The organism is Alicyclobacillus acidocaldarius subsp. acidocaldarius DSM 446 (assembly GCF_000024285.1).
In the GTDB taxonomy this organism is placed as follows: domain Bacteria; phylum Bacillota; class Bacilli; order Alicyclobacillales; family Alicyclobacillaceae; genus Alicyclobacillus; species Alicyclobacillus acidocaldarius.
Window position 1 is genome coordinate 277,370 of the sequence record NC_013205.1, and the last position, 20,249, is coordinate 297,618.

The following is a 20,249-nucleotide window of genomic DNA, read 5'->3' on the forward strand; positions in this document are numbered from 1 at the left end:
GACTGTGATCAACGTGTGGAGAAGCCTTCGATTCACCCTGGTCTTCGCCGTGCTTCTGGGCATCGTGTACCCGCTCTTCTTCGTGGCATTGGGGCGGATTGTGTTCCCGTGGCAGGCACAGGGAAGCCTCATCTCGGTCAATGGTCGCACCGTGGGGTCCGAGCTCATCGCCCAGCCGTTTCCGCAGCCGATGTGGTTTGAGCCGCGCCCTTCGGCCGTGAACTACAACGCGGACGGATCGGGCGGATCGAATCTCGGGCCCACGAATCCGGCGCTTGTGCAGGAGGTTCGGCAAAACCTGCGCGCTGTGCTCCGACAAAATCCGGGGCTTAAGGGGGACCAGGTCCCTACGAGCATGGTGGAGTCGACGGGATCGGGGCTGGATCCCGATGTCGAGTTGAAGGACGCGTATGACCAAATTCCGCGCATTAGCAAAGCCACGGGGCTCTCTGAAGCTTGGCTTCGCTCGCTCGTGCAGCGCGACGCCGCATTCCCGGCGCTCGGCCTGTACGGAGAGCCGATGGTCAACGTCATGCAGCTCAACCTGGCCATCTGGGAGAAACTCCACCCGGGCGCGCGGGTGGGGACGGCGAGATGACGGGAGGTGAGGTCATCCGGCCCACGGGCGGCTCGGGCCGCCGGGGGCGCCTGCGCGTGTTCATCGGCGCCGCGCCCGGGGTGGGAAAGACCTACACCATGCTGCGCGAGGCGCGCCGGCTTCGCGAAGAGGGAACCGACGTCGTGATCGGATGGGTGGAGACGCACGGCCGTCCCGCCACCGAGAAGCTGCTCGAGGGGTTGGAAGTGATTCCTCCGCGGGTGCTGAAGGTGGGGCAGGCGACGTTCGAGGAGCCTGATCTCGACGCGATTGTCGCTCGGCGGCCGGAGGTGTGCGTCATCGACGAGCTCGCGCACACGAACCCGCCGGGCGCCATGCACGAGAAGCGATACGAGGACGTGATGTATCTTTTGGATCGCGGGATCTCGGTGATGACGGCGTTCAACATTCAGCACCTGGAGTCCGTTCGCGACGAGGTTCAGCAACAACTTGGCATCCGCGTGCGGGAGGTCGTGCCCGAGTGGTTTTTGCGCGAAGCGGACGAGGTCACCGTCATCGACGTGACGCCCGAGACGCTCAGGCAGCGGCTGCGAGACGGGGAGATCTACCCACCCGAGAAAGTGGACGCCGCCCTGCAAAACTTCTTTCGCGTGGATCGGCTGGCGTGGCTTCGCCAGATGTCGCTCCGGGCCGTGGCGGACGATGTCGACGAACGCCTGGAGCATTCCTATGAGCGTCGGGCGATTCCGGGGCCTGTCGGCGCGAAGGAGGTCGTGCTTGTCTGCGTGAGTCATCCGGATCGCGCGGCTACGCTCATCGAGCGCGGGCGGCGCATGGCGATGCGAATGAAAGGCGATCTCCATGTCGTGTACGCGGCCGAAACGGACGAGGACCGCATGACCGAACGCGCGCGGGCCGAGGTGGACGAATTGAGGAGGCTGGCCGAGTTTCACGGCGCGGAGTGGGTGCTCGAGCCCAAGCGGGACCGGCCCGTGGGTGAGGTCATCCTCCGGGTCGCGAGGCGGGTCAACGCGACGCAGGTGGTGCTCGGCCAGCCAAGGAAGGGCGCGTCTCCGCGCCGCCTGATGGCGTGGCATCATCCGGTGCAGTACTTGCTGAAGCACCTGCAGTACGTCGACCTGCGCGTGGTGGGCTGGCGGCCGTTGTCGCCGGCGGCAAGGGAGCAGCGAAACTGGGCGAGCGAGCGGGTGGTCCGGGAGCGGAAGCTTCCCGGTAAACTCACGCTTTACATCGGCGCGGCGCCGGGCGTCGGCAAGACGTATCGCATGTTGCAGGACGCGCACGACTGGAAGGTCCGCGGGATCGACGTCGTGATCGGCCTCATCGAGACCCACGGGCGCCCGGAGACGGAGGCTCAGATCGGCGATCTCGAGCGGATTCCGAAGCGGCGGATCGAGTATGGCGGGAAGGTGTACGAGGAGCCGGATCTCGCGGCCATCCTCGCCCGGCGCCCGCAGGTCGTCCTGATGGACGAACTCGCACACACCAATGCGCCGGGCAGCATGTTTAAGAAGCGGTATCAGGACATTTTGTATCTGTTGGAGCACGGGGTCGACGTGGTGTCCGCCGTGAACGTGCAACACCTCGAGAGCCTGAAAGATCGCGTCGAGCACATCACGGGTGCGACCATCCGCGAGCGCGTGCCGGACTGGTTCGTGAAGCTCGCGAGCGAGGTGAAGCTCATCGACGTGAGCCCGGAGACGCTGGTGGAGCGGCTCTTGGAAGGCAAGATCTACCCGCCGGAAAAGGTGGAGCAGGCGCTGAGCAACTTCTTTCAGCTTGCGCATTTGGCCGCGCTGCGCGAGATCGCGCTTCGCGAGGTGGCCGACGTGGTGGACGGGCGGTTGGCGCCGCCTCCGCCCGCCGATCCGGAGCGGATCCTGGTCTGCGTCAACTACCGCCCGCACTCCGAAGCGCTCATTCGGCGCGGATGGCGCATCGCGGACCGGCTGCAGGCCAAGCTGTACGTGCTCGTCGTGCAGACGGAGTTCCCTCTATCGAGCCAGAGTGAGCGCGACTTTGCGGCCGTGCGCGATCTCGCCGAGCAGTTCGGGGCAGAGTTCCTTCTTCGGCCTGCCCTGCACAAATCGGTCGGGCAGGTGATCGTCGAGACGGCCGAGAGCGAATCGGTCTCCCAGATCGTGATGGGACAGCCCTTGAACCGAGGTCTCGGCGCGCGATTCGCCCACCGGCCCATCACCTACGTGCTGAACCGCGCGGAGTTCGTCGATCTCCACATCGTCGCGTACGCAGGCCGCTGGTCGCAGCCCTCCGCGTGAGAACAAGGCTCGGCATCCAGGACGGGCACGGGCCAGCCGGGCGGCGGAGCGAACGTCCGTGCGGAGGACGGGTCATTCGCGCAGTGGCGGATTCACCGGTGAAGCTTCGCGAGCGGGACGAAATCGTAGCCCATTGCCACCGCCACCTCGAGCACGTACGGGAGCGCCTCCGGCGTACCCTTCGCAAACGGCCCGGCGTGCATCAGGATGATGGCGCCCGGCCTGAGCTTGGGCAGCACGTTGGCCGCGACGGCTGGGCCGGGAATCCCAGACCAATCGAGCGAGTCGACGTCCCAGAGGACGACTTCGTAGTGAAGGGAGGCCGCGATGCGGCGGACGCGATCGTCGATGTCTCCGTACGGCGGGCGAAAGTAGCGGATGGGCACCTGCACGACCTTCTCAATGGCCGCTTGGCATTCGCGCAATTCCCGTTCGATCTCGGCGTCCGTCAATTTCGTGAGGTAGGGATGGGTCATGGTGTGGTTGCCGATCTCGTGCCCGGCCTGGTGGATGGATTTGAGGACATCGGGAAATCGTTCGACTTGCTGGCCGATGCAGAAAAAGGTGGCGGGCACGCCGTAATCCCGGAGCGTGGACAGGATCTTGGGCGTCATGTCCCCGTCTGGGCCGTCGTCGAAGGTGATGGCGAGGTGACGCGGGGGCGACGAGGGTTCGGGCGTTTGGCGCTGCAAGCGAAGGTCCTCCTTCACATGCGTTTTTTGAACTTTCCAGAAAGGATTATACTAGTTGCGCAGGCGTCGCTTGATTGCGAGTCGCGCGAATTTGAAAGGTAGGGATGGCACGTGCAGACGAAAGCGTTGGGCACGCAGGGCCTTACGGTTTCTGCGCTTGGGCTCGGTTGCATGGGCATGTCGGATTTCTACAGCGGCCGCGACGAGGCGGAGGCCATCCGGACGCTGGAGCGCGCCGTGGAACTCGGCATCAACTTCTTCGACACGGCCGACATGTACGGCGTCGGCGAGAACGAGAAGCTCGTGGGGCGTGTGCTCAGGCCGTATCGCGACCAAGTCGTGATCGCTACGAAGTTCGGAAACGTCCGCGCGCCGGACGGGACCTTCCTCGGCATCAACGGCAGGCCCGAATACGTGAAACAGGCCTGCGATGCGAGCCTCAAGCGGCTTGGCGTCGACTACATCGACCTGTACTACCAGCACCGCGTCGATCCGAACGTGCCCATCGAGGAGACGGTCGGGGCCATGGCGGAGTTGGTGAAGGCAGGAAAGGTGCGGTTCTTGGGCCTGTCCGAGGCCGGGGCGCAGACCATCCGCCGCGCGCACAAGGTGCATCCCATCACGGCGCTCCAGACCGAGTACTCGCTGTGGAGCCGCGACGTGGAGGACGAGATCCTGCCGACCGTGCGGGAGCTTGGCATCGGCTTTGTGGCGTACAGCCCGCTCGGCCGCGGCTTCTTGACCGGCGCCATTCGCCGGTTCGAAGACCTGCCGGAGGACGACTACCGCCGCCATTCGCCGCGCTTCCAGGGCGAAAACTTCAAGCGGAATCTCGATCTCGTCGAGAAGATCGAGCGCCTCGCGCGCGAAAAGGGCTGCACACCCGCGCAACTCGCCCTTGCCTGGGTGATGGCGCAGGGAGAAGACATCGTGCCCATCCCGGGAACGAAGCGGGTGAAGTATCTTGAGGAAAACCTCGGCGCGCTTGAGGTGAAGCTCACGGCGGAGGAGCTGCGCGAGATCGACGCCATTGCGCCAAAAGGCGTCGCCGCGGGCGCGCGGTATCCAGAGGCCAGCATGAGGTCCATCGGGATCTGAAGGCGAGATCGCCAGGGCGAACGGGGCCGAGCGGGTGGCTCCCCGCTCGGTCACGTGCGCCAGCCCCGCAAGCGGGACGGCGCGACCATTGCGACGCCAAAGATGCCGATGGCGAGGAGGACGCACGCCGCCACACAGACCCCACCGAAGTGAAATCGGTCCCACGCGCTCGCGCCCACGAACGACCCCAGGGCACCTCCGAGAAAATAGGTCACCATGTACACCGAATTGATGCGGCTGCGCGCCTCATCCGACAGGCTGTAGATGCGCGCCTGATTCGACACCTGCGTCGCTTGAACGCCGAGGTCCATGAGAACGACGCCGAGTGCGAGACCTGCGAGGCTGTGCCGAAAGGTCCAAAAGAGCCCGAACGACGCGAGGGTCAGGCACGAGGCGAGCCGGGCCGTCCAGATGGCCGGAAGCCGTGACGCCATCTGCCCCGCGTAAGGCGCGGCGAGTGCGCCCGCAACGCCGGCGAGGCCAAACAGCCCAGTGACGCCCGGGCCGAGATGAAACGGCGGGCCGGCGAGATAGAGCGAGAGCACGGTCCAAAACGCGCTGAACGCCGCGAACGACATCGCGCCGAGGAGCGATGCGTCGCGCAGGTCCGGATAGGCGCGGATCAGGTGGACGAGCGAGAGGAGCAGTTGCCCGTACGGCGTGCGCGATTCGGGCGGCGATGCAGGCAGACTTGCGCGAAGCAAGGCCGCGAGGCCCATCATTCCTGCGGCCGCCAGGGCGTAAACGGCCCGCCATCCGAGCGCCTGGCCCACGAGACCTGCCAGTGTGCGCGCCAGCAGGACGCCGATGAGCAGGCCGCTCATCACCGTGCCGACCGTGCGGCCGCGTTCTTCCGGGAGCGCGAGGTGAGCCGCAAAGGGGACCACGAGCTGCGGCACGATGGTCGCCGCGCCCACGGCCAGGCAGCATCCCATGAGCCACCACACGTTGGGCGATCCCGCCAAGATGAGGAGCGCTCCCGCGGTCACCACGCACATCCTCACCATCAGGCTTCGTCGCTCCAGGCTGTCCCCAAGGGGAACAAAGAGAAACAGCCCCAGCGCGTAGCCGATTTGGGTCAGGGTCGCCGCCAAGCCCACCTGCCAGGATGGCGCGCGAAAGCCGACCTGAATGTCGTGCAGGAGAGGTTGCAGGTAGTACAGGTTGGCCACGCCGACGCCTGCGGCCACTGCCATCAAGAGGACGAGCCGGCGAGACAGTGGTTGCGCAGGAGAAGGGTCGTTTTCGGGAACCGTTGCCATGCGCCACACCTCCCATTTCCTTGCCATGTCGATCATAGACGGTGCAGCTTTCAACTCCAAATGGCCATGGCGATGGGCGTCCGCCCAGCCCACGTGCGGGCAGTGGGCATAGGCTGATGTCGAGATCGCCATCCATGAGGAGTGAAGGCAGATGCTCATTCATGTCGTCGAGCCTGGAGACACGCTGTGGGAGCTGGGCAAGCTGTACCACGTCTCGGCTGCCGATATCGCGGCCGCAAACGGCATTCGAAATCCGGAGCAGTTGGTCGTCGGGCAGGCGCTCGTCATTCCGACGCGTCAGGGCGAGGTGACCGGGGCGGAGCGCCGCACCATCGAGGTCAATGCGTACTTTGTTCAGTTCACCGATCCCGCGCCGCATCAGCTGGACGTGCTCGCCCCTGTGCTGACGTATGTGTCGCCCTTTTCATACCAGGCGGAAACGGACGGATCCATCCGGGCGCGATCGGACGAAACGGCTTTGGTGGACGCGGCCCTGAATCAGAACGTGATGCCGATGCTCGTGCTGACCAACTGGCACGGAGACATGTTCAACTCGGACGTGGCGCACGCTATTTTCACGTCGCCGTCCGCGCAGGAGAAGATCCTCACGAACGTGCTCCGCGTGATGAACGACAAGGGCTATCGAGCGCTCAACCTCGATTTCGAATACGTGTACGCGCAAGATCGCGACCTGTACAACGCCTTCGTCGAGCGCTGCGCCGAGCGCGTGCGCAAAGAAGGATTCCTCCTTTCCAGCGCGCTTGCGCCGAAGCTGTACGAGGACCAGCCGGGGCTCCTATACGAGGCCCACGACTATCGCTGGCATGGGGAACTTTGCGATTTCGTCGTCCTCATGACCTACGAGTGGGGCTGGATAGGCGGCCCGCCGATGCCGGTCTCGCCTGTCGATCAGATGCGAAAGGTCCTGAACTACGCCGTCACGGCCATCCCGCGCGAGAAGATCATGCTCGGTGTGTCGGTGTACGGGTACGACTGGACGCTTCCGTATCGCCCCGGCACGCGCGCCGCGACCCTCACGCCGGTTCAGGCGGTGAATCTCGCGTATCAGCAGCACGTGCCCATCCAATACGATCTTCGGGCCGAAGCGCCGTATTTCACCTATTCGGATGCAGAAGGGCGACACCACATCGTGTGGTTCGAGGACCCGCGCAGCTTTCAGGCCAAGCAGGACTTGGTTGTCGAGTACAACTTGCGGGGCATGAGCTTCTGGTCCTATCCCACGAACTTCCCTCAGGTGCCCATCCTCGTCAACAATCAGTTCAACACGAAGAAGTGGACGCGGGAGCAGACTCCTGTGGGCTGAGCCATGTGCGCGCCCTGCCGAGGTTGGCGGGGCGCGTTTCGTGACACGCGTCAACGGCAATCTCTGACGAAATTCACCGTTCCCGGTGCACATGAAACGCGGATGTTGGGATGGGGACACGGCGTGCCGACGGAAAGAAATCAGCTTCGCAAACTTAGTTGTTTGTGTTGACAAACTAGGTTCCGGTCTGGTATGCATAGATCAGGTTGTGGCGAGAGCGTCGAACGCAAGACGTGTGCGAGTCATGGGGATGGCGCTTTCGCCGCGACGTGAGTAAGCGGTTGCGATGTGACGCAGGTAGGGTTATATCGAACACCACAAGGGGGTAGTACGGAGTGGCCAAGAAGACATGGAAGAAGAGCGCAACGTGGATGGCGGCGGCGGCCGTCGTGACGGGGATTGTCGCTGGGTGCGGCACCTCTTCGGCGAATGGGCAGGGCTCGACGTCGACGGGCGCGGCGTCTGCAGTGAATCCGCACCCGAGCGTCAAAATCGCGTTTCTGATGCCGGAGACGAACACGTCGCCGCGTTGGGAGTACGATGATCGCCCGGACTTCATCGCGGCGATGAAGAAGCTGGATCCGAACGCGCAGATCATCTATGCCAACGCGCAGGGGTCTGAGGCGACGCAGCTTCAGCAGGTGGAAAGCGCCATCACGGAGGGTGCGAAGCTCCTCGTCGTGGCACCGGTGAACGGGTTTGCGGCCACGACCATCGTCACCGAGGCCGCGAAAGCGCACGTTCCCGTGATCTCGTACGATCGCCTCATTCAGAACGCCAAGGTCGACTATTACGTCTCGTTCAACAACGTCGAGGTCGGCAAGCTTCAGGGCGAGTACATCGCGCAGCACACCAAGAAGGGCGGCACCGTGGTCATGTTGGACGGCGCGCCCACGGATCCGAACGCGAAGCAGTTCGCGCAGGGCGCCCATGACGTCCTGGATCCGCTCTTTAAATCGGGCAAGCTGAAGCTCGGTTATGAGCAGTTCACGCCGAACTGGGATTCGCAGCAGGCGCTGACCGAGATGCAGCAGGCGCTCACGCGGCTGCACAATCACGTGGACGCCGTGCTGGCTGCGAACGACAACCTGGCGGGCGCGGCCATCCAGGCGCTTGAGCAGCAGCACATCAAGGGCATCCCCGTGACAGGCCAGGATGCGACCGACGCCGGCCTGCACCGGATTTATTACGAAGGCACCCAGTCGATGACGGTGTACAAGCCCATCAAGGAAGAGGCCAACGCAGCGGCTCAGCTGGCGTATGACCTCATCACGGGCAAGAAGCCGCCGGCATCGCTCGTGAATGGCACGGTGAACAACGGTGCCACGAACGTGCCGTCCGTGCTCCTGCAGCCCATCGTTGTGACGAAGTCGAACGTCGCAAGCACGGTCATCAAGGACGGCTTCACGACCTGGGCGCGCATCAAGAACCCGGCAGAGCAGCAGTAAAGGTCTGAGGACCAGCGCCGGAGTGCACGCGACGTGTTCTCCGGCGCTTCTTAACGAGAGGAGGCGCTGTACGTGGCAACGGAGGTCAAGACACAGCCGGTCCTCGAGGTGCGCAGCCTTCGCAAGCGATTTGGCGCCGTTCAGGCGTTGGACGGTGTTTCGTTTTCCGTGCATGCAGGCGAAATCGTGGCGCTCGTCGGGGACAACGGCGCCGGTAAGTCGACCACCATCAAGATGATCGCGGGTGTCGAGCAGCCGGACGAAGGAGAGATCTTGTTCGAGGGCCAGCCGGTCCGCCTGACGAGTCCAGCCGTGGCAGAAAAGTACGGCATTCAGACGGTCTACCAGGACCTCGCGCTCTGTGACAACCTGGACATCGTCTCGAACCTGTTTCTCGGCCGGGAGCTGCGGCGCAGCGTGATTCCCGGGCTGGTGCGCGTGATCGACCGGAACGAGATGGAGCGGCGCGCCATCCCTGTGCTGAACGAACTTGGGATTCGCCTGCCCCCATTGCACACGCAGGTCGCATCGCTCTCCGGTGGTCAACGCCAGACGGTCGCTGTGGCGCGATCCGTCCTGTGGGGTTCGAAACTCGTCATGCTCGATGAGCCGACCGCTGCGCTCGGCGTCGTGCAGCAGCGCGCGGTGCTTGAGCTCATCCAGAGGCTTGCAGCGAGCGGCCGCGCGGTGCTCGTCATCTCGCACAACATGAGCGACGTGTTTAAAATTGCCAACCGCATCGTGGTGCTGCGGTTGGGGCGAACCGTGGCGACGTTCGATCGGGAGCAAGTCACGCCCGAGCAGGTTGTGGCGGCCATCACGGGCGCATCGGCGCAAGAGGAGGTCACGTCCTAACATGACAGTCAACATCGGTCAGGCCAAGCAGACGCAGACGCCCGCGGCGCGCAGCACCTCGGTGTTCGATCGCATCATTGGCGGGGAGTTTCAACAGCTGCCGGTGTTTTTGTCGCTGGTCCTCATCTGGATTGTGTTTGAGATCTTGAACAACAGCTTTCTCACGAGCCGCAACCTGTCGAACCTCGTGCTGCAGATGGCGGAATACGGCCTCCTCGGGGTCGGCGAGACGCTCATTCTCCTGCTCGGGGAGATTGACTTGTCCATCGCGGCCGTGAGCGCCATCGGCGGCGCGATTCTCGCGGTGTTGGCGGGCAATGGTGTAAATCCGTATGTGGCGATTCTCGCCGGCGCCTTGAGCGGCACGGTGCTCGGGTTGTTCCAAGGCTTTTGGGTGACGGTGCTTCGCGTGCCGTCGTTTATCGTGACGCTGGCCGGATCGCTCGCTTTTTTGGGTCTGTTGTTTGTCCTCATCGGCCAGGAGGGCACGGTGCCCATCATGAACAACACCATCAATGCCATCGCGGGTAACTACCTGCCCGATTGGCTGAGTTGGGTGTTGGTGGCCGTGGCTTTGCTCCTCATGGTGTGGACAGCGGTGCGCGATCGCGCCAAGCGGCAGAAGCTTGGGCTGCCCCCGAAATCTGCGGTGTCGACGTGGACGAAGCTCATCCTGAGCGCCGCGGTGATGATTGGCGCGACGGTGCTGCTCAACGCCTATCAGGGCGTGCCCATCGCGGGGCTGGTGCTGATTGTGTTTGTGGTGCTGCTCGCGTGGATCTGTCAGAGCACCGCGTTTGGCCGCCACATCTATGCGGTGGGCGGCAATGCGGAAGCCGCGCGCCGGGCCGGTATCAACGTGAAGGGCGTGCGGATCATGGTGTTCACGCTCGCGGGCACCATGGCGGCCATCGGCGGCATCGTCGGCGCGTCCAGGCTGGGTGCGGCGTCCACGGCGTCCGGCGGCAGCGATTTGCTCATGGACTCGATTGCGGCGGCCGTGATCGGCGGCACGAGCCTGTTCGGCGGCTATGGGAGCGTGTGGAACGCGCTTCTCGGCGCGCTCGTCATCGGCAGCATCGAGAACGGCATGGCGCTGTTGAACGCGCCGACCAGCACGAAGTATCTGGTGGAAGGCGCCATCTTGTTGCTCGCGGTCACGTTCGACACGTTCACCCGCATGCGGCGGAAGCAGTTGGGTAGATGAGATGGGCCGATGACTTCGTAAACTCAATCGAATCGAAACGCGTGCAACCCTGTGGGACCTTGTTGGGACCCGAGGGTTGTTTTTTGTCTTCGTAACAATATTGGCCCCTCACGCAGCACGGCAGTATACTGAAGGCAAACGGAGGTCATGATGGACATACCGAGGAATGCGAACGATTTGGTTGCGAAGCACTTGACGTTGGCGCTTCCCGGGGAAGTGCTGTCGGTGATTGGCGTACGCCACGCGCCGGTGGTGCGTGCCTTGGCGACAGAGATCCCCGAGGTGAGGATGCGTCAGACGTTTACGGACATCATGCTGGAGCTTGCGGATGGGCGTTTGCTCCACCTGGAGTTCCAGTCGACGAAGGAACCGACGCTGTATCGGTTTGCGGCTTACGATGTTGCGCTCGCGGAACGTCACCGCCGAGCCATCCGCACGGTGGTGTTGTACACGGGCGACGTGCAGAGCGCGCCGTCTGAGCTCGACGCCTGGAGTTTCCGATACACGGTGGAAAACGTGTATCTCGGTCAGATGGACGGTGAAGCGGCGCTGGAGACGGTGCGACGGCACCTGGATATGGGCGAGTGGACACCGGAAGACCGTGTGCGGCTGGCGTTTGCGTTTCACATGCGGTTCGAGCGTCGGACGCGGGATGAGGCGTTTGACGCCATTGTCGACACCTTGCAGCGCGTGCAGGATCGCGAGGAGCAGAACTACCTGGCAGCACTGGTGTTCGGATTCAGCGCGCGGGTTTTGACGGATGAGCAAAAGTCTGCGCTAAGGAGGGTACTGGCGATGACGGAGTTGCTGAAAGAGATTGTAGAAGAGGCAGAGGAACGGGCGGAGAAGCGCAAGGCTCGTGAAATCGCCGAGCGGATGTTCCGCAAGGGTGCGTCGATCGCGGATGTCGTCGAGCTGACGGGGCTGACGGAGCAAGAGGTGCAGGAGGTGCTGAGGCGCATTCGAGAGGAGACTTGATCCATGGGCAAAACCCGCAACCGCCGGGCGAAGCGCGTCCGCGAAGGCGGACTCGATCCGACGGTTTCGCGCCGGCCGTGGAGCCGAAAGCCGCAGACGCTGCCCGCACCCGGAGGTGCGGGGCAGTCCTGCACTACGGTTCTAAATATCCGAAAACCGAAACATCGACGTCCTACTGCGCGCCATGCCACACGCCGACTAGTGCGCGGTGGCCCGGGGAGACGAACGCCAAAGACGCGTCCAGGGCGACGATCCGTCCTGTGGCAGGAAATCGTGGGCGAGGGTGAGGAGGAAGAGCGGCAGCGCCGTGTTGGGATCCGTGCCTGCGCCGCCCACCACACCGAAGTCCTGGCCAAGCCACCACACGAGGAGAAGCACGGCGCCGGTTCCCACCTGGATGGCGCGAGACTCGGGGGCCGTGAACCAGCCGATGGCGAGCGCGAAGGGCACGGCCACAAAGACCGCATTCCACCACATGGGCCCGTGTGACAGCGCGTGTGCGAAGGCATAGAGCGGCGCCGACAGGAAGTGAGGCTGTGGCATCTGAGCCATCCCCATTTCCATATCGGCCAGTCCGTTCCCCGACCAGTAGCCTGCGCTTGGAAGTGCCTGAAGGATGGCGCTCGCGAGAAACCAAACCGTCACAAACCACTGCATGCCATGTTTGACCTGCCCACGCTCCCACGCTTCGGCTTTCGAGAGCAGCACCACGGCGAGCGCGGCGTAAATGAGCACAGACCCAGGACTGCCCATGAGCCACGAGCCACCGCTGAAAATCTGGCCAAATGCCTCGCCGAACGCCCACACCACGAGGGACCACGCGATGGACACTCGCAGCGCCAGGCGCCCGATGAAGCGTTCGGGGCCAGCGAGAATGCCGACGCCGAGCAGAATCTGAATCCAGACGGTCAGCGAGTCGAACCAAAGCGGGCGCGAGGTGAAGAGAAGCTGGGTCACCGACAGAAACACATCGTTCACCCAGCGCGGCTGCCCAGACATGATGGGCTGAACCACCGCCGCGAAGAAGTTCGTCCCGAGCTTCGGTTGCGCCTGCAGGAGGCCATCGAGCATCCACAAAAAGCCCAACGACCAGACGGCCAGCTTTCGCGCGGTATCCTGGGGCGCGCCGAGATGGTAGGGCGATCCGCTGTTCCGCTTGTTTCGAGGCTCGACGCCGAATTCCCGCAGAAAGCCTTCGCCTTCAGACTTCCAGAATCGCGCGATGAGATAGAGGATGGCGGATACACCCAGCAACACAGCCCATTCGATCAGGAGAAGCTTATAGAAGGCGCCCACCGTGTGAACGGGCGGCGCGCTCGACATGTCCATATCTCCCACCCAATCCACCACCTTTCTGCGCACAGAGGCCAGGCGTTCAATGCGATCGTACGGCGTTCCCGTTTCGCCGGCCAGACAGGCTTCGGTCGCAAGCATGAACAATTTCTTACTGATCTTCTCCCATGCCACGCTGGCCTAGACTCGTGCGCAAAGCGCTTGACATCTCAGTCAATTCCTCTTACGATGAAATCACCTGAACCGATGCACGTGAGTCGCAAGACTGAAAATATTGAAAGGTGAAGAGTGGGAGTAGTAAGGACGTCGCTGGCGTGCAGAGAGCCGATGGGCGGTGCGAATCGGTCGAAGGCGCGTCCCGAACTCGCCCATGAACCGCAGCCCGAACTGCACGGTAAGGTGCCAGTAGGGTGTGCCGCGTGCCCGCGTTATCGGGCTAGACGGTGATTGCCGTCGACAGAGGGGGCTTTTCCGCAAGGAAAGCCAAATAGAGTGGTACCGCGAGCCAACCCGGCCTCGTCTCTATCCGAGATGAGGCCTTTTTCTTTTCCCTTCCGCCGTCCAGGGTTGAGCAAAGACAAAAGAAGAGGAGTGGATGGACATGAACAACGTGAACAAGTACACCCGCCAGTATTTTCTGCCGCCTGAACCCTGCTTCGACTGGGTTCACAAGGACCATGTGGACCGACCGCCGATCTGGTGCAGCGTCGACCTGCGCGACGGAAATCAGGCGCTCATCGTTCCGATGAATCTCGAGGAGAAGCTTGCGTACTTTCAACTGCTCGTCGAGATCGGCTTCAAGGAGATCGAGGTCGGTTTCCCGGCCGCATCGGACACGGAATTCGAGTTCGTCCGGACGCTCATCGAGCGCGATCTCGTCCCGAGCGATGTGACCATCCAGGTCCTCACGCAATCGCGCGATCACATCATCGAACGCACTTTTGAAGCCATTCGCGGGGCCAAGCGGGCCATCGTCCATCTCTACAACTCCACGTCCGTGGCGCAGCGCGAGCAGGTGTTCCGCGCGGACAAGGACGAGATCGTGAACATTGCCGTGACCGGCGCCGAACAGATCCGCGATCTCGCCCGCACCACGCCCGGCAACTTCTTCTTCCAATATTCACCGGAGAGCTTCACGGGTACGGAGCTCGACTTCGCGCTCGAGATCTGCAACGCGGTGCTCGACGTGTGGAAACCCACGCCGGATCGCAAGGTCATCATCAACCTGCCGGCGACCGTCGAGCTTTCGATGCCGCACGTGTACGCGAGCCAGATCGAGTACATGGGCAAGCGCCTGGCTCGCCGCGATGCCATCGTGCTGTCCGTGCATCCGCACAACGATCGCGGCACGGGTGTCGCGGCGGCTGAACTCGCCATGCTCGCGGGCGCGGAGCGGCTGGAGGGCACGCTGTTTGGGAACGGGGAGCGCACGGGCAACGTGGACATCGTCACGCTCGCGCTGAACCTGTACTCGCACGGCATCGATCCGGGGCTCGACTTCTCCAACCTCCCGGCCATCCAGGCCCGTGTTGAGGCTCTCACCAAGATGCAGGTGAGCAGGCGTCACCCGTACGCGGGGGAACTCGTCTTCACGGCGTTTTCGGGATCGCATCAAGACGCGATCGCGAAGGGCATGAAGTGGCGCGAGGAGAAGTCGCCTGAGCATTGGACGGTCCCGTATCTGCCCATCGACCCGAAGGATATTGGCCGCGAATACGAGGGGGATATCATCCGCATCAACAGCCAGTCTGGCAAGGGCGGCATCGGCTACGTGTTGGAGCAATCGCACGGCTTCGATCTGCCTCCAAAGATGCGCGAGCAGCTGGGGTATGCGGTCAAGCGGGTGTCGGATCGCGAGCAGAAGGAGCTGTCGGCGGACGAGATCGCCGAGATCTTCATGCGCGAGTTTGTGAACCTTGGGCAGCCGCTCGATCTCGTCGAACTGACGGGCACGGATGCGAGAGGGTCGCACCGCGTGCGCGCCACGGTGGTCTGGCAGGGCGAGACCGTCGAGATCGAAGGGGCCGGCAATGGGCGGTTGGACGCGCTGTGCCATGCGCTGGAGGAGGGGCTCGGGATCCGGGTCGCGAATCTCACGTACAAGGAACATGCGCTGGAAGTAGGGTCGGGATCGCGAGCGGTGGCTTACATCAGCGTCGACGACGAAGAAGGGAATACCCACTTCGGGTGCGGCGTGGATACCGACATTATGGAGGCGTCGGCGAAGGCGCTGGTGAGCGCGGTCAATCGAATGCTGGCGCACAGGGCGGAGATGGCGGTGCCCGTGAGCAAATGAACGAGGGCCCCGGGTTCGTACCCGGGGCTATATCGTTTGTGCTCAATTGATTGGAGTGCTACGATGTGAACAGGAGGGGATGACGTTGACGATTTACGATTTTGAGGTCGAGAAGGCTGACGGGACGACGATGTCGATGCGGGAGTACCAGGGCAAGGTGCTTCTCATTGTGAATACGGCGTCCAAGTGCGGTTTCACTCCGCAGTATGAAGGATTGCAAAAGTTGTACGAACTCTATCGCGATCGCGGCTTCGAGGTCCTTGCCTTTCCTTGCAATCAGTTTGGCAATCAGGAACCGGGATCGAATGAGGAAATTCAAACCTTCTGCAGCACGACGTACCGCGTGACGTTTCCGGTCTTTGCGAAAGTCGACGTGAATGGGCCGAACGCGCATCCGCTGTTTGAATACCTGAAGAAACAGGCCAAGGGTGCACTCGGATCAGAGGCCATCAAGTGGAACTTCACCAAGTTTCTCGTCGACCGGGACGGGCGTGTGGTGAAACGCTACGCGCCGCAGACATCGCCGGAGAGCATCCGCGAAGACATCGAGGCTTGTCTTGTCCATGCATCAAGGGGCCAGTGACTTTCGCGCGATCCCGCAGGCACGGACTGGGCGCCGCAGCGGCATGGGAAAAGGGGACGCTCGAATGGCGGAGGCATGTCTAGCGTGCCAGGTCCATCAGGGCATGCTTGTCCCTCCTGGAGGCGTGATCTATCGGAAAGATCTCTGGCAGGTCGACCACCGTTTGGAGCCCTGCCCTGTACTGGGGTGGTTGATTGTGAAGCCGCTCCGGCATGTCGAATTCTTCGATGAGCTTTCCATTGAGGAAGTCGAAGCCTTCGGCAGATTGCAGCGTATGCTGACACGAGCTCTTCGGGATATCGTTCCAGGGGTCCAAAAGGTGTATTCCATCATGCTCGCCGAGTCCGAGGATTGTCCGCATGTTCACGTGCATATCGTGCCGCGGACCGAGGACCACCCAGCGTCATTTCGAGGACTTCGTATCTTTGATTTTGATGGACCGAGTCTGGCTCGCGTCGAAGTCGAACGAGTTGCAGCAGAGCTCCGAGGATACCTTCAATCTGGTGAAGTAGCCGAATAAAATCAAATCAGCAGCCGTCCGCAAACGGCTGCTGCCCGATTGGTGCGCCCAGGTGGATTCGAACCACCGACCTCACGATTATCAGTCGTGCGCTCTAGCCGACTGAGCTATGGGCGCACATGGCGGAACTGACGGGATTCGAACCCGCGATCTCCTGCGTGACAGGCAGGCATGTTAGGCCTCTACACCACAGTTCCAGTGTGGCGGAGTGAGAGGGATTCGAACCCTCGATACGGTCTTAACAACCGTATACTCGCTTAGCAGGCGAGCGCCTTCGACCAACTCGGCCATCACTCCATGTGGTGACCCTACGGGGATTCGAACCCCGATTTCCGCCGTGAGAGGGCGGCGTCCTAAACCATTAGACGATAGGGCCTCGCGTGGTGCGGCTGACAGGAATTGAACCTGTGACCCCTACCGTGTCAAGGTAGTGCTCTCCCTCTGAGCTACAGCCGCATGGAGCGGGTGAGGGGAATCGAACCCCCGACCTCAGCTTGGGAAGCTGATGTTTTACCACTAAACTACACCCGCGGGGAGGAGAACCTCCATGTGGAGCGGAAGACGGGATTCGAACCCGCGGCCCTCGCCTTGGCAAGGCGATGCTCTACCCCTGAGCTACTTCCGCACAACGGCTCGACCATTATACCTGCCAGAAGGTTGAAACGTCAAGCCCTAAATGATGACCCCAGGGGGATTCGAACCCCCGTTACCACCGTGAAAGGGTGGTGTCTTAACCACTTGACCATGGGGCCATGGAGCTCCCAACCAGGCTCGAACTGGTGACCTCATCCTTACCATGGATGCGCTCTACCGACTGAGCTATGGGAGCATATGCTGGCTCCCCGAGCAGGATTCGAACCTGCGACCCTCCGGTTAACAGCCGGATGCTCTACCGCTGAGCTATCGAGGAACATCATGGTGGAGGTAGCCGGATTCGAACCGACGACCCCCTGCTTGCAAGGCAGGTGCTCTCCCAACTGAGCTATACCCCCGGAGTCTGGTCGGAGCAGCGGGATTTGAACCCACGACCTCCTGCTCCCAAGGCAGGCGCGCTACCAAGCTGCGCTATGCTCCGGATGAAATGGCGCGCCCGGAGAGATTCGAACTCCCGACCTTTTGATTCGTAGTCAAACGCTCTATCCAACTGAGCTACGGGCGCGCGTATAGTGATGTGGGTCCGCTGTCCAACCAAGTCCAGCGGGCTGGCGGGCAACGGAGTCGTTGCCCGTGTGGAGCCACCTGTCGGATTCGAACCGACGACCTGCTCATTACGAGTGAGCTGCTCTACCCCTGAGCCAAGGTGGCATGTGGTGAGCCATGCTGGATTCGAACCAGCGACACCCTGATTAAAAGTCAGGTGCTCTGCCAACTGAGCTAATGGCTCTCAGCCCGTTTACAACGCTGGGCACTCGGTACTTTAACACGGAGGTGGTTCGTTGTCAAGCGAAATCGGGTGCGTTTCTGGAGCGTCTGTGAGGATGTCACTCGGAGATTATCACTCGAACGTCGGCCAATTTGTTTCTTGATAACGTCGCGGTTACATGTGCATGCCATACCCTTGTATTGGCGTGGACTCTTGTGAGCACCCAGATCCTCCGTTGCTTAGGGTCGAGCAGCTTGTAAGTGACGACAGTCTTGGTCATACGCATGATGACGACCATATTGACGATCCGCGGAAATGACCGCGTATGGACTTGGGCTTTGACCGGGTAAAGCTTTGAATTGCAGAGCGTGCACAGTGTTTAAGTAGAAGTTGTTCTCGGGAGGGGTTTCCAGAGACAAAGAGAAGAGACCTCGGAATTGAGCACAAAAACAACCCGCGTTGGAGCGCGGATGAAGAGGTGAGGTCTCTAATGCGAGACATTCGTGATGGAGCGATGGATTTCCTGCCGCTGTGGATGAATTTGTTGTGGATGTCTGAGCATCCTTGTGGCTTCGCAATCCTTGAAACGCCGCTTGACACGATACCATGACGGTGCTATTCTACGGGACGTCGCCTTCACGCGACGCTAGGACGATTTAAGACGATCAGTCGTCTGAGACGTCGAGTGACTGGGGTTGACAAGGTTACACAAGGCATGTTAAATTAAGCGAGCTGCCGCGAGGCGGCACGAAATCCGCGCGGTGGCGCGGGATTCGCTCCTTGAAAACTAAACACACGAGACCACCAAGCCCGTGAGTCCTTGTGACCACAGGTCAGGATAAAGCACTTGGATTGAGAGTTTGATCCTGGCTCAGGACGAACGCTGGCGGCGTGCCTAATACATGCAAGTCGAGCGGACCTTTTCGGAGGTCAGCGGCGGACGGGTGAGGAACACGTGGGTAATCTGCCTTTCAGACCGGAATAACGCCCGGAAACGGGCGCTAATGCCGGATACGCCCGCGAGGAGGCATCTTCTTGCGGGGAAAGGCCCGATTGGGCCGCTGAGAGAGGAGCCCGCGGCGCATTAGCTGGTTGGCGGGGTAACGGCCCACCAAGGCGACGATGCGTAGCCGACCTGAGAGGGTGACCGGCCACACTGGGACTGAGACACGGCCCAGACTCCTACGGGAGGCAGCAGTAGGGAATCTTCCGCAATGGGCGCAAGCCTGACGGAGCAACGCCGCGTGAGCGAAGAAGGCCTTCGGGTTGTAAAGCTCTGTTGCTCGGGGAGAGCGGCATGGGGAGTGGAAAGCCCCATGCGAGACGGTACCGAGTGAGGAAGCCCCGGCTAACTACGTGCCAGCAGCCGCGGTAAAACGTAGGGGGCGAGCGTTGTCCGGAATCACTGGGCGTAAAGGGTGCGTAGGCGGTCGAGCAAGTCTGGAGTGAAAGTCCATGGCTCAACCATGGGATGGCTCTGGAAACTGCTTGACTTGAGTGCTGGAGAGGCAAGGGGAATTCCACGTGTAGCGGTGAAATGCGTAGAGATGTGGAGGAATACCTGTGGCGAAGGCGCCTTGCTGGACAGTGACTGACGCTGAGGCACGAAAGCGTGGGGAGCAAACAGGATTAGATACCCTGGTAGTCCACGCCGTAAACGATGAGTGCTAGGTGTTGGGGGGACACACCCCAGTGCCGAAGGAAACCCAATAAGCACTCCGCCTGGGGAGTACGGTCGCAAGACTGAAACTCAAAGGAATTGACGGGGGCCCGCACAAGCAGTGGAGCATGTGGTTTAATTCGAAGCAACGCGAAGAACCTTACCAGGGCTTGACATCCCTCTGACCGGTGCGGAGATGCACCTTCCCTTCGGGGCAGAGGAGACAGGTGGTGCATGGTTGTCGTCAGCTCGTGTCGTGAGATGTTGGGTTCAGTCCCGCAACGAGCGCAACCCTTGACCTGTGTTACCAGCGCGTTGAGGCGGGGACTCACAGGTGACTGCCGGCGTAAGTCGGAGGAAGGCGGGGATGACGTCAAATCATCATGCCCCTGATGTCCTGGGCTACACACGTGCTACAATGGGCGGTACAAAGGGAGGCGAAGCCGCGAGGCGGAGCGAAACCCAAAAAGCCGCTCGTAGTTCGGATTGCAGGCTGCAACTCGCCTGCATGAAGCCGGAATTGCTAGTAATCGCGGATCAGCATGCCGCGGTGAATACGTTCCCGGGCCTTGTACACACCGCCCGTCACACCACGAGAGTCGGCAACACCCGAAGTCGGTGAGGTAACCCCGAAAGGGGAGCCAGCCGCCGAAGGTGGGGTCGATGATTGGGGTGAAGTCGTAACAAGGTAGCCGTACCGGAAGGTGCGGCTGGATCACCTCCTTTCTAGGGAGAAGGTTTGAGGGCTTGCGGGTATGGATGGTGGCGTGTGTTTAGTTTTGAGGGAGCGAAAGCTCTCTCGAAGGACCTT

General features: G+C 61.9%; 14 protein-coding genes, 15 tRNA genes, 1 rRNA gene and 1 other annotated feature. Of the genes, 12 read left to right on the plus strand and 18 right to left on the minus strand.

What is annotated here, in order from left to right; genetic code table 11:
- The first annotated feature begins 4 nt into the window (after positions 1 to 4).
- A complete protein-coding gene (kdpC, locus tag AACI_RS01290) occupies positions 5 to 598 on the plus strand; it encodes a potassium-transporting ATPase subunit KdpC (RefSeq protein ID WP_012809690.1) in 594 nt (197 codons plus the stop codon).
- A complete protein-coding gene (locus AACI_RS01295; RefSeq protein ID WP_012809691.1) occupies positions 595 to 2,859 on the plus strand; it encodes a universal stress protein in 2,265 nt (754 codons plus the stop codon). Before kdpC ends, AACI_RS01295 begins: the two co-directional genes overlap by 4 nt.
- Before the next feature lie 92 nt (positions 2,860 to 2,951).
- Here the strand turns inward: AACI_RS01295 and AACI_RS01300 are convergent, their stop codons facing one another.
- A complete protein-coding gene (locus AACI_RS01300; RefSeq protein WP_012809692.1) occupies positions 2,952 to 3,551 on the minus strand; it encodes a polysaccharide deacetylase family protein in 600 nt (199 codons plus the stop codon).
- Between the two features lie 111 nt (positions 3,552 to 3,662).
- Here AACI_RS01300 and AACI_RS01305 point away from each other — a divergent pair, with 111 nt between their 5' ends.
- On the plus strand, positions 3,663 to 4,649 hold the full coding sequence (locus AACI_RS01305) for an aldo/keto reductase (RefSeq protein ID WP_012809693.1): 987 nt from the start codon (positions 3,663 to 3,665) through the stop codon (positions 4,647 to 4,649).
- 50 nt (positions 4,650 to 4,699) lie between these two features.
- Here AACI_RS01305 and AACI_RS01310 read toward each other — a convergent pair whose 3' ends face one another.
- The gene (locus AACI_RS01310; RefSeq protein ID WP_012809694.1) at positions 4,700 to 5,911 is read right to left on the minus strand and encodes an MFS transporter; all 1,212 of its coding nucleotides are present in this window, start codon (positions 5,909 to 5,911) and stop codon (positions 4,700 to 4,702) included.
- Between the two features lie 151 nt (positions 5,912 to 6,062).
- On the opposite strand from AACI_RS01310, the gene AACI_RS01315 reads away from it, so the two are divergent.
- The 5 genes from AACI_RS01315 (at position 6,063) to AACI_RS01335 (ending at position 11,723) form a co-directional block, all read left to right on the plus strand.
- A complete protein-coding gene (locus AACI_RS01315) occupies positions 6,063 to 7,235 on the plus strand; it encodes a glycosyl hydrolase family 18 protein (RefSeq protein ID WP_012809695.1) in 1,173 nt (390 codons plus the stop codon).
- Between the two features lie 335 nt (positions 7,236 to 7,570).
- Positions 7,571 to 8,683, plus strand: a complete 1,113-nt coding sequence (locus AACI_RS01320) for a sugar ABC transporter substrate-binding protein (RefSeq protein WP_012809696.1) — start codon at positions 7,571 to 7,573, stop codon at positions 8,681 to 8,683.
- A gap of 72 nt (positions 8,684 to 8,755) precedes the next feature.
- On the plus strand, positions 8,756 to 9,538 hold the full coding sequence (locus AACI_RS01325) for an ATP-binding cassette domain-containing protein (RefSeq protein WP_012809697.1): 783 nt from the start codon (positions 8,756 to 8,758) through the stop codon (positions 9,536 to 9,538).
- A 1-nt stretch (position 9,539) separates the two neighbouring features.
- Positions 9,540 to 10,745: a sugar ABC transporter permease gene (locus AACI_RS01330; RefSeq protein ID WP_012809698.1), complete on the plus strand. Its 1,206-nt coding sequence runs from the start codon at positions 9,540 to 9,542 to the stop codon at positions 10,743 to 10,745.
- A 150-nt stretch (positions 10,746 to 10,895) separates the two neighbouring features.
- Positions 10,896 to 11,723 carry a hypothetical protein gene (locus AACI_RS01335; RefSeq protein WP_012809699.1) on the plus strand — a complete coding sequence of 276 codons (828 nt, stop codon included), beginning with the start codon at positions 10,896 to 10,898 and terminating at the stop codon, positions 11,721 to 11,723.
- A gap of 198 nt (positions 11,724 to 11,921) precedes the next feature.
- Here the strand turns inward: AACI_RS01335 and AACI_RS01340 are convergent, their stop codons facing one another.
- Positions 11,922 to 13,157 carry a hypothetical protein gene (locus tag AACI_RS01340; protein ID WP_245530652.1) on the minus strand — a complete coding sequence of 412 codons (1,236 nt, stop codon included), beginning with the start codon at positions 13,155 to 13,157 and terminating at the stop codon, positions 11,922 to 11,924.
- Positions 13,158 to 13,291: 134 nt separating this feature from the next.
- Positions 13,292 to 13,543: a binding site (T-box leader), on the plus strand.
- Positions 13,544 to 13,617: 74 nt separating this feature from the next.
- Here AACI_RS01340 and AACI_RS01345 point away from each other — a divergent pair.
- The 3 genes from AACI_RS01345 (at position 13,618) to AACI_RS15550 (ending at position 16,415) form a co-directional block, all read left to right on the plus strand.
- Positions 13,618 to 15,312, plus strand: a complete 1,695-nt coding sequence (locus tag AACI_RS01345; protein ID WP_012809701.1) for a 2-isopropylmalate synthase — start codon at positions 13,618 to 13,620, stop codon at positions 15,310 to 15,312.
- An 85-nt stretch (positions 15,313 to 15,397) separates the two neighbouring features.
- The gene (locus AACI_RS01350; RefSeq protein ID WP_008341646.1) at positions 15,398 to 15,895 is read left to right on the plus strand and encodes a glutathione peroxidase; all 498 of its coding nucleotides are present in this window, start codon (positions 15,398 to 15,400) and stop codon (positions 15,893 to 15,895) included.
- A 124-nt stretch (positions 15,896 to 16,019) separates the two neighbouring features.
- Positions 16,020 to 16,415 carry an HIT family protein gene (locus AACI_RS15550; RefSeq protein WP_245530653.1) on the plus strand — a complete coding sequence of 132 codons (396 nt, stop codon included), beginning with the start codon at positions 16,020 to 16,022 and terminating at the stop codon, positions 16,413 to 16,415.
- A 40-nt stretch (positions 16,416 to 16,455) separates the two neighbouring features.
- On the opposite strand, the gene AACI_RS01360 is transcribed toward AACI_RS15550, so the two are convergent.
- The 15 genes from AACI_RS01360 to AACI_RS01430 all read right to left on the minus strand — a co-directional run bounded on the left by AACI_RS01360 (position 16,456) and on the right by AACI_RS01430 (position 17,799).
- A tRNA-Ile gene (locus AACI_RS01360) sits at positions 16,456 to 16,532 on the minus strand.
- A 3-nt stretch (positions 16,533 to 16,535) separates the two neighbouring features.
- Positions 16,536 to 16,612 (minus strand) — tRNA-Asp (locus AACI_RS01365).
- A gap of 4 nt (positions 16,613 to 16,616) precedes the next feature.
- Positions 16,617 to 16,712: transfer RNA gene (locus tag AACI_RS01370), tRNA-Ser, on the minus strand.
- 3 nt (positions 16,713 to 16,715) lie between these two features.
- Positions 16,716 to 16,791: transfer RNA gene (locus AACI_RS01375), tRNA-Glu, on the minus strand.
- A gap of 5 nt (positions 16,792 to 16,796) precedes the next feature.
- Positions 16,797 to 16,871 (minus strand) — tRNA-Val (locus AACI_RS01380).
- Between the two features lies 1 nt (position 16,872).
- A tRNA-Gly gene (locus AACI_RS01385) sits at positions 16,873 to 16,946 on the minus strand.
- 19 nt (positions 16,947 to 16,965) lie between these two features.
- Positions 16,966 to 17,040 (minus strand) — tRNA-Gly (locus AACI_RS01390).
- Between the two features lie 55 nt (positions 17,041 to 17,095).
- A tRNA-Glu gene (locus tag AACI_RS01395) sits at positions 17,096 to 17,167 on the minus strand.
- A gap of 1 nt (position 17,168) precedes the next feature.
- Positions 17,169 to 17,244, minus strand: a tRNA-Thr gene (locus tag AACI_RS01400).
- Positions 17,245 to 17,250: 6 nt separating this feature from the next.
- Positions 17,251 to 17,325 (minus strand) — tRNA-Asn (locus tag AACI_RS01405).
- 6 nt (positions 17,326 to 17,331) lie between these two features.
- Positions 17,332 to 17,407, minus strand: a tRNA-Ala gene (locus tag AACI_RS01410).
- Between the two features lie 6 nt (positions 17,408 to 17,413).
- A tRNA-Pro gene (locus AACI_RS01415) sits at positions 17,414 to 17,490 on the minus strand.
- A gap of 7 nt (positions 17,491 to 17,497) precedes the next feature.
- Positions 17,498 to 17,574 (minus strand) — tRNA-Arg (locus tag AACI_RS01420).
- A gap of 71 nt (positions 17,575 to 17,645) precedes the next feature.
- A tRNA-Thr gene (locus tag AACI_RS01425) sits at positions 17,646 to 17,720 on the minus strand.
- Between the two features lie 3 nt (positions 17,721 to 17,723).
- A tRNA-Lys gene (locus tag AACI_RS01430) sits at positions 17,724 to 17,799 on the minus strand.
- An 827-nt stretch (positions 17,800 to 18,626) separates the two neighbouring features.
- Here AACI_RS01430 and AACI_RS01435 point away from each other — a divergent pair.
- Positions 18,627 to 20,164: ribosomal RNA gene (locus tag AACI_RS01435) — 16S ribosomal RNA — on the plus strand.
- Positions 20,165 to 20,249 lie beyond the last annotated feature (85 nt).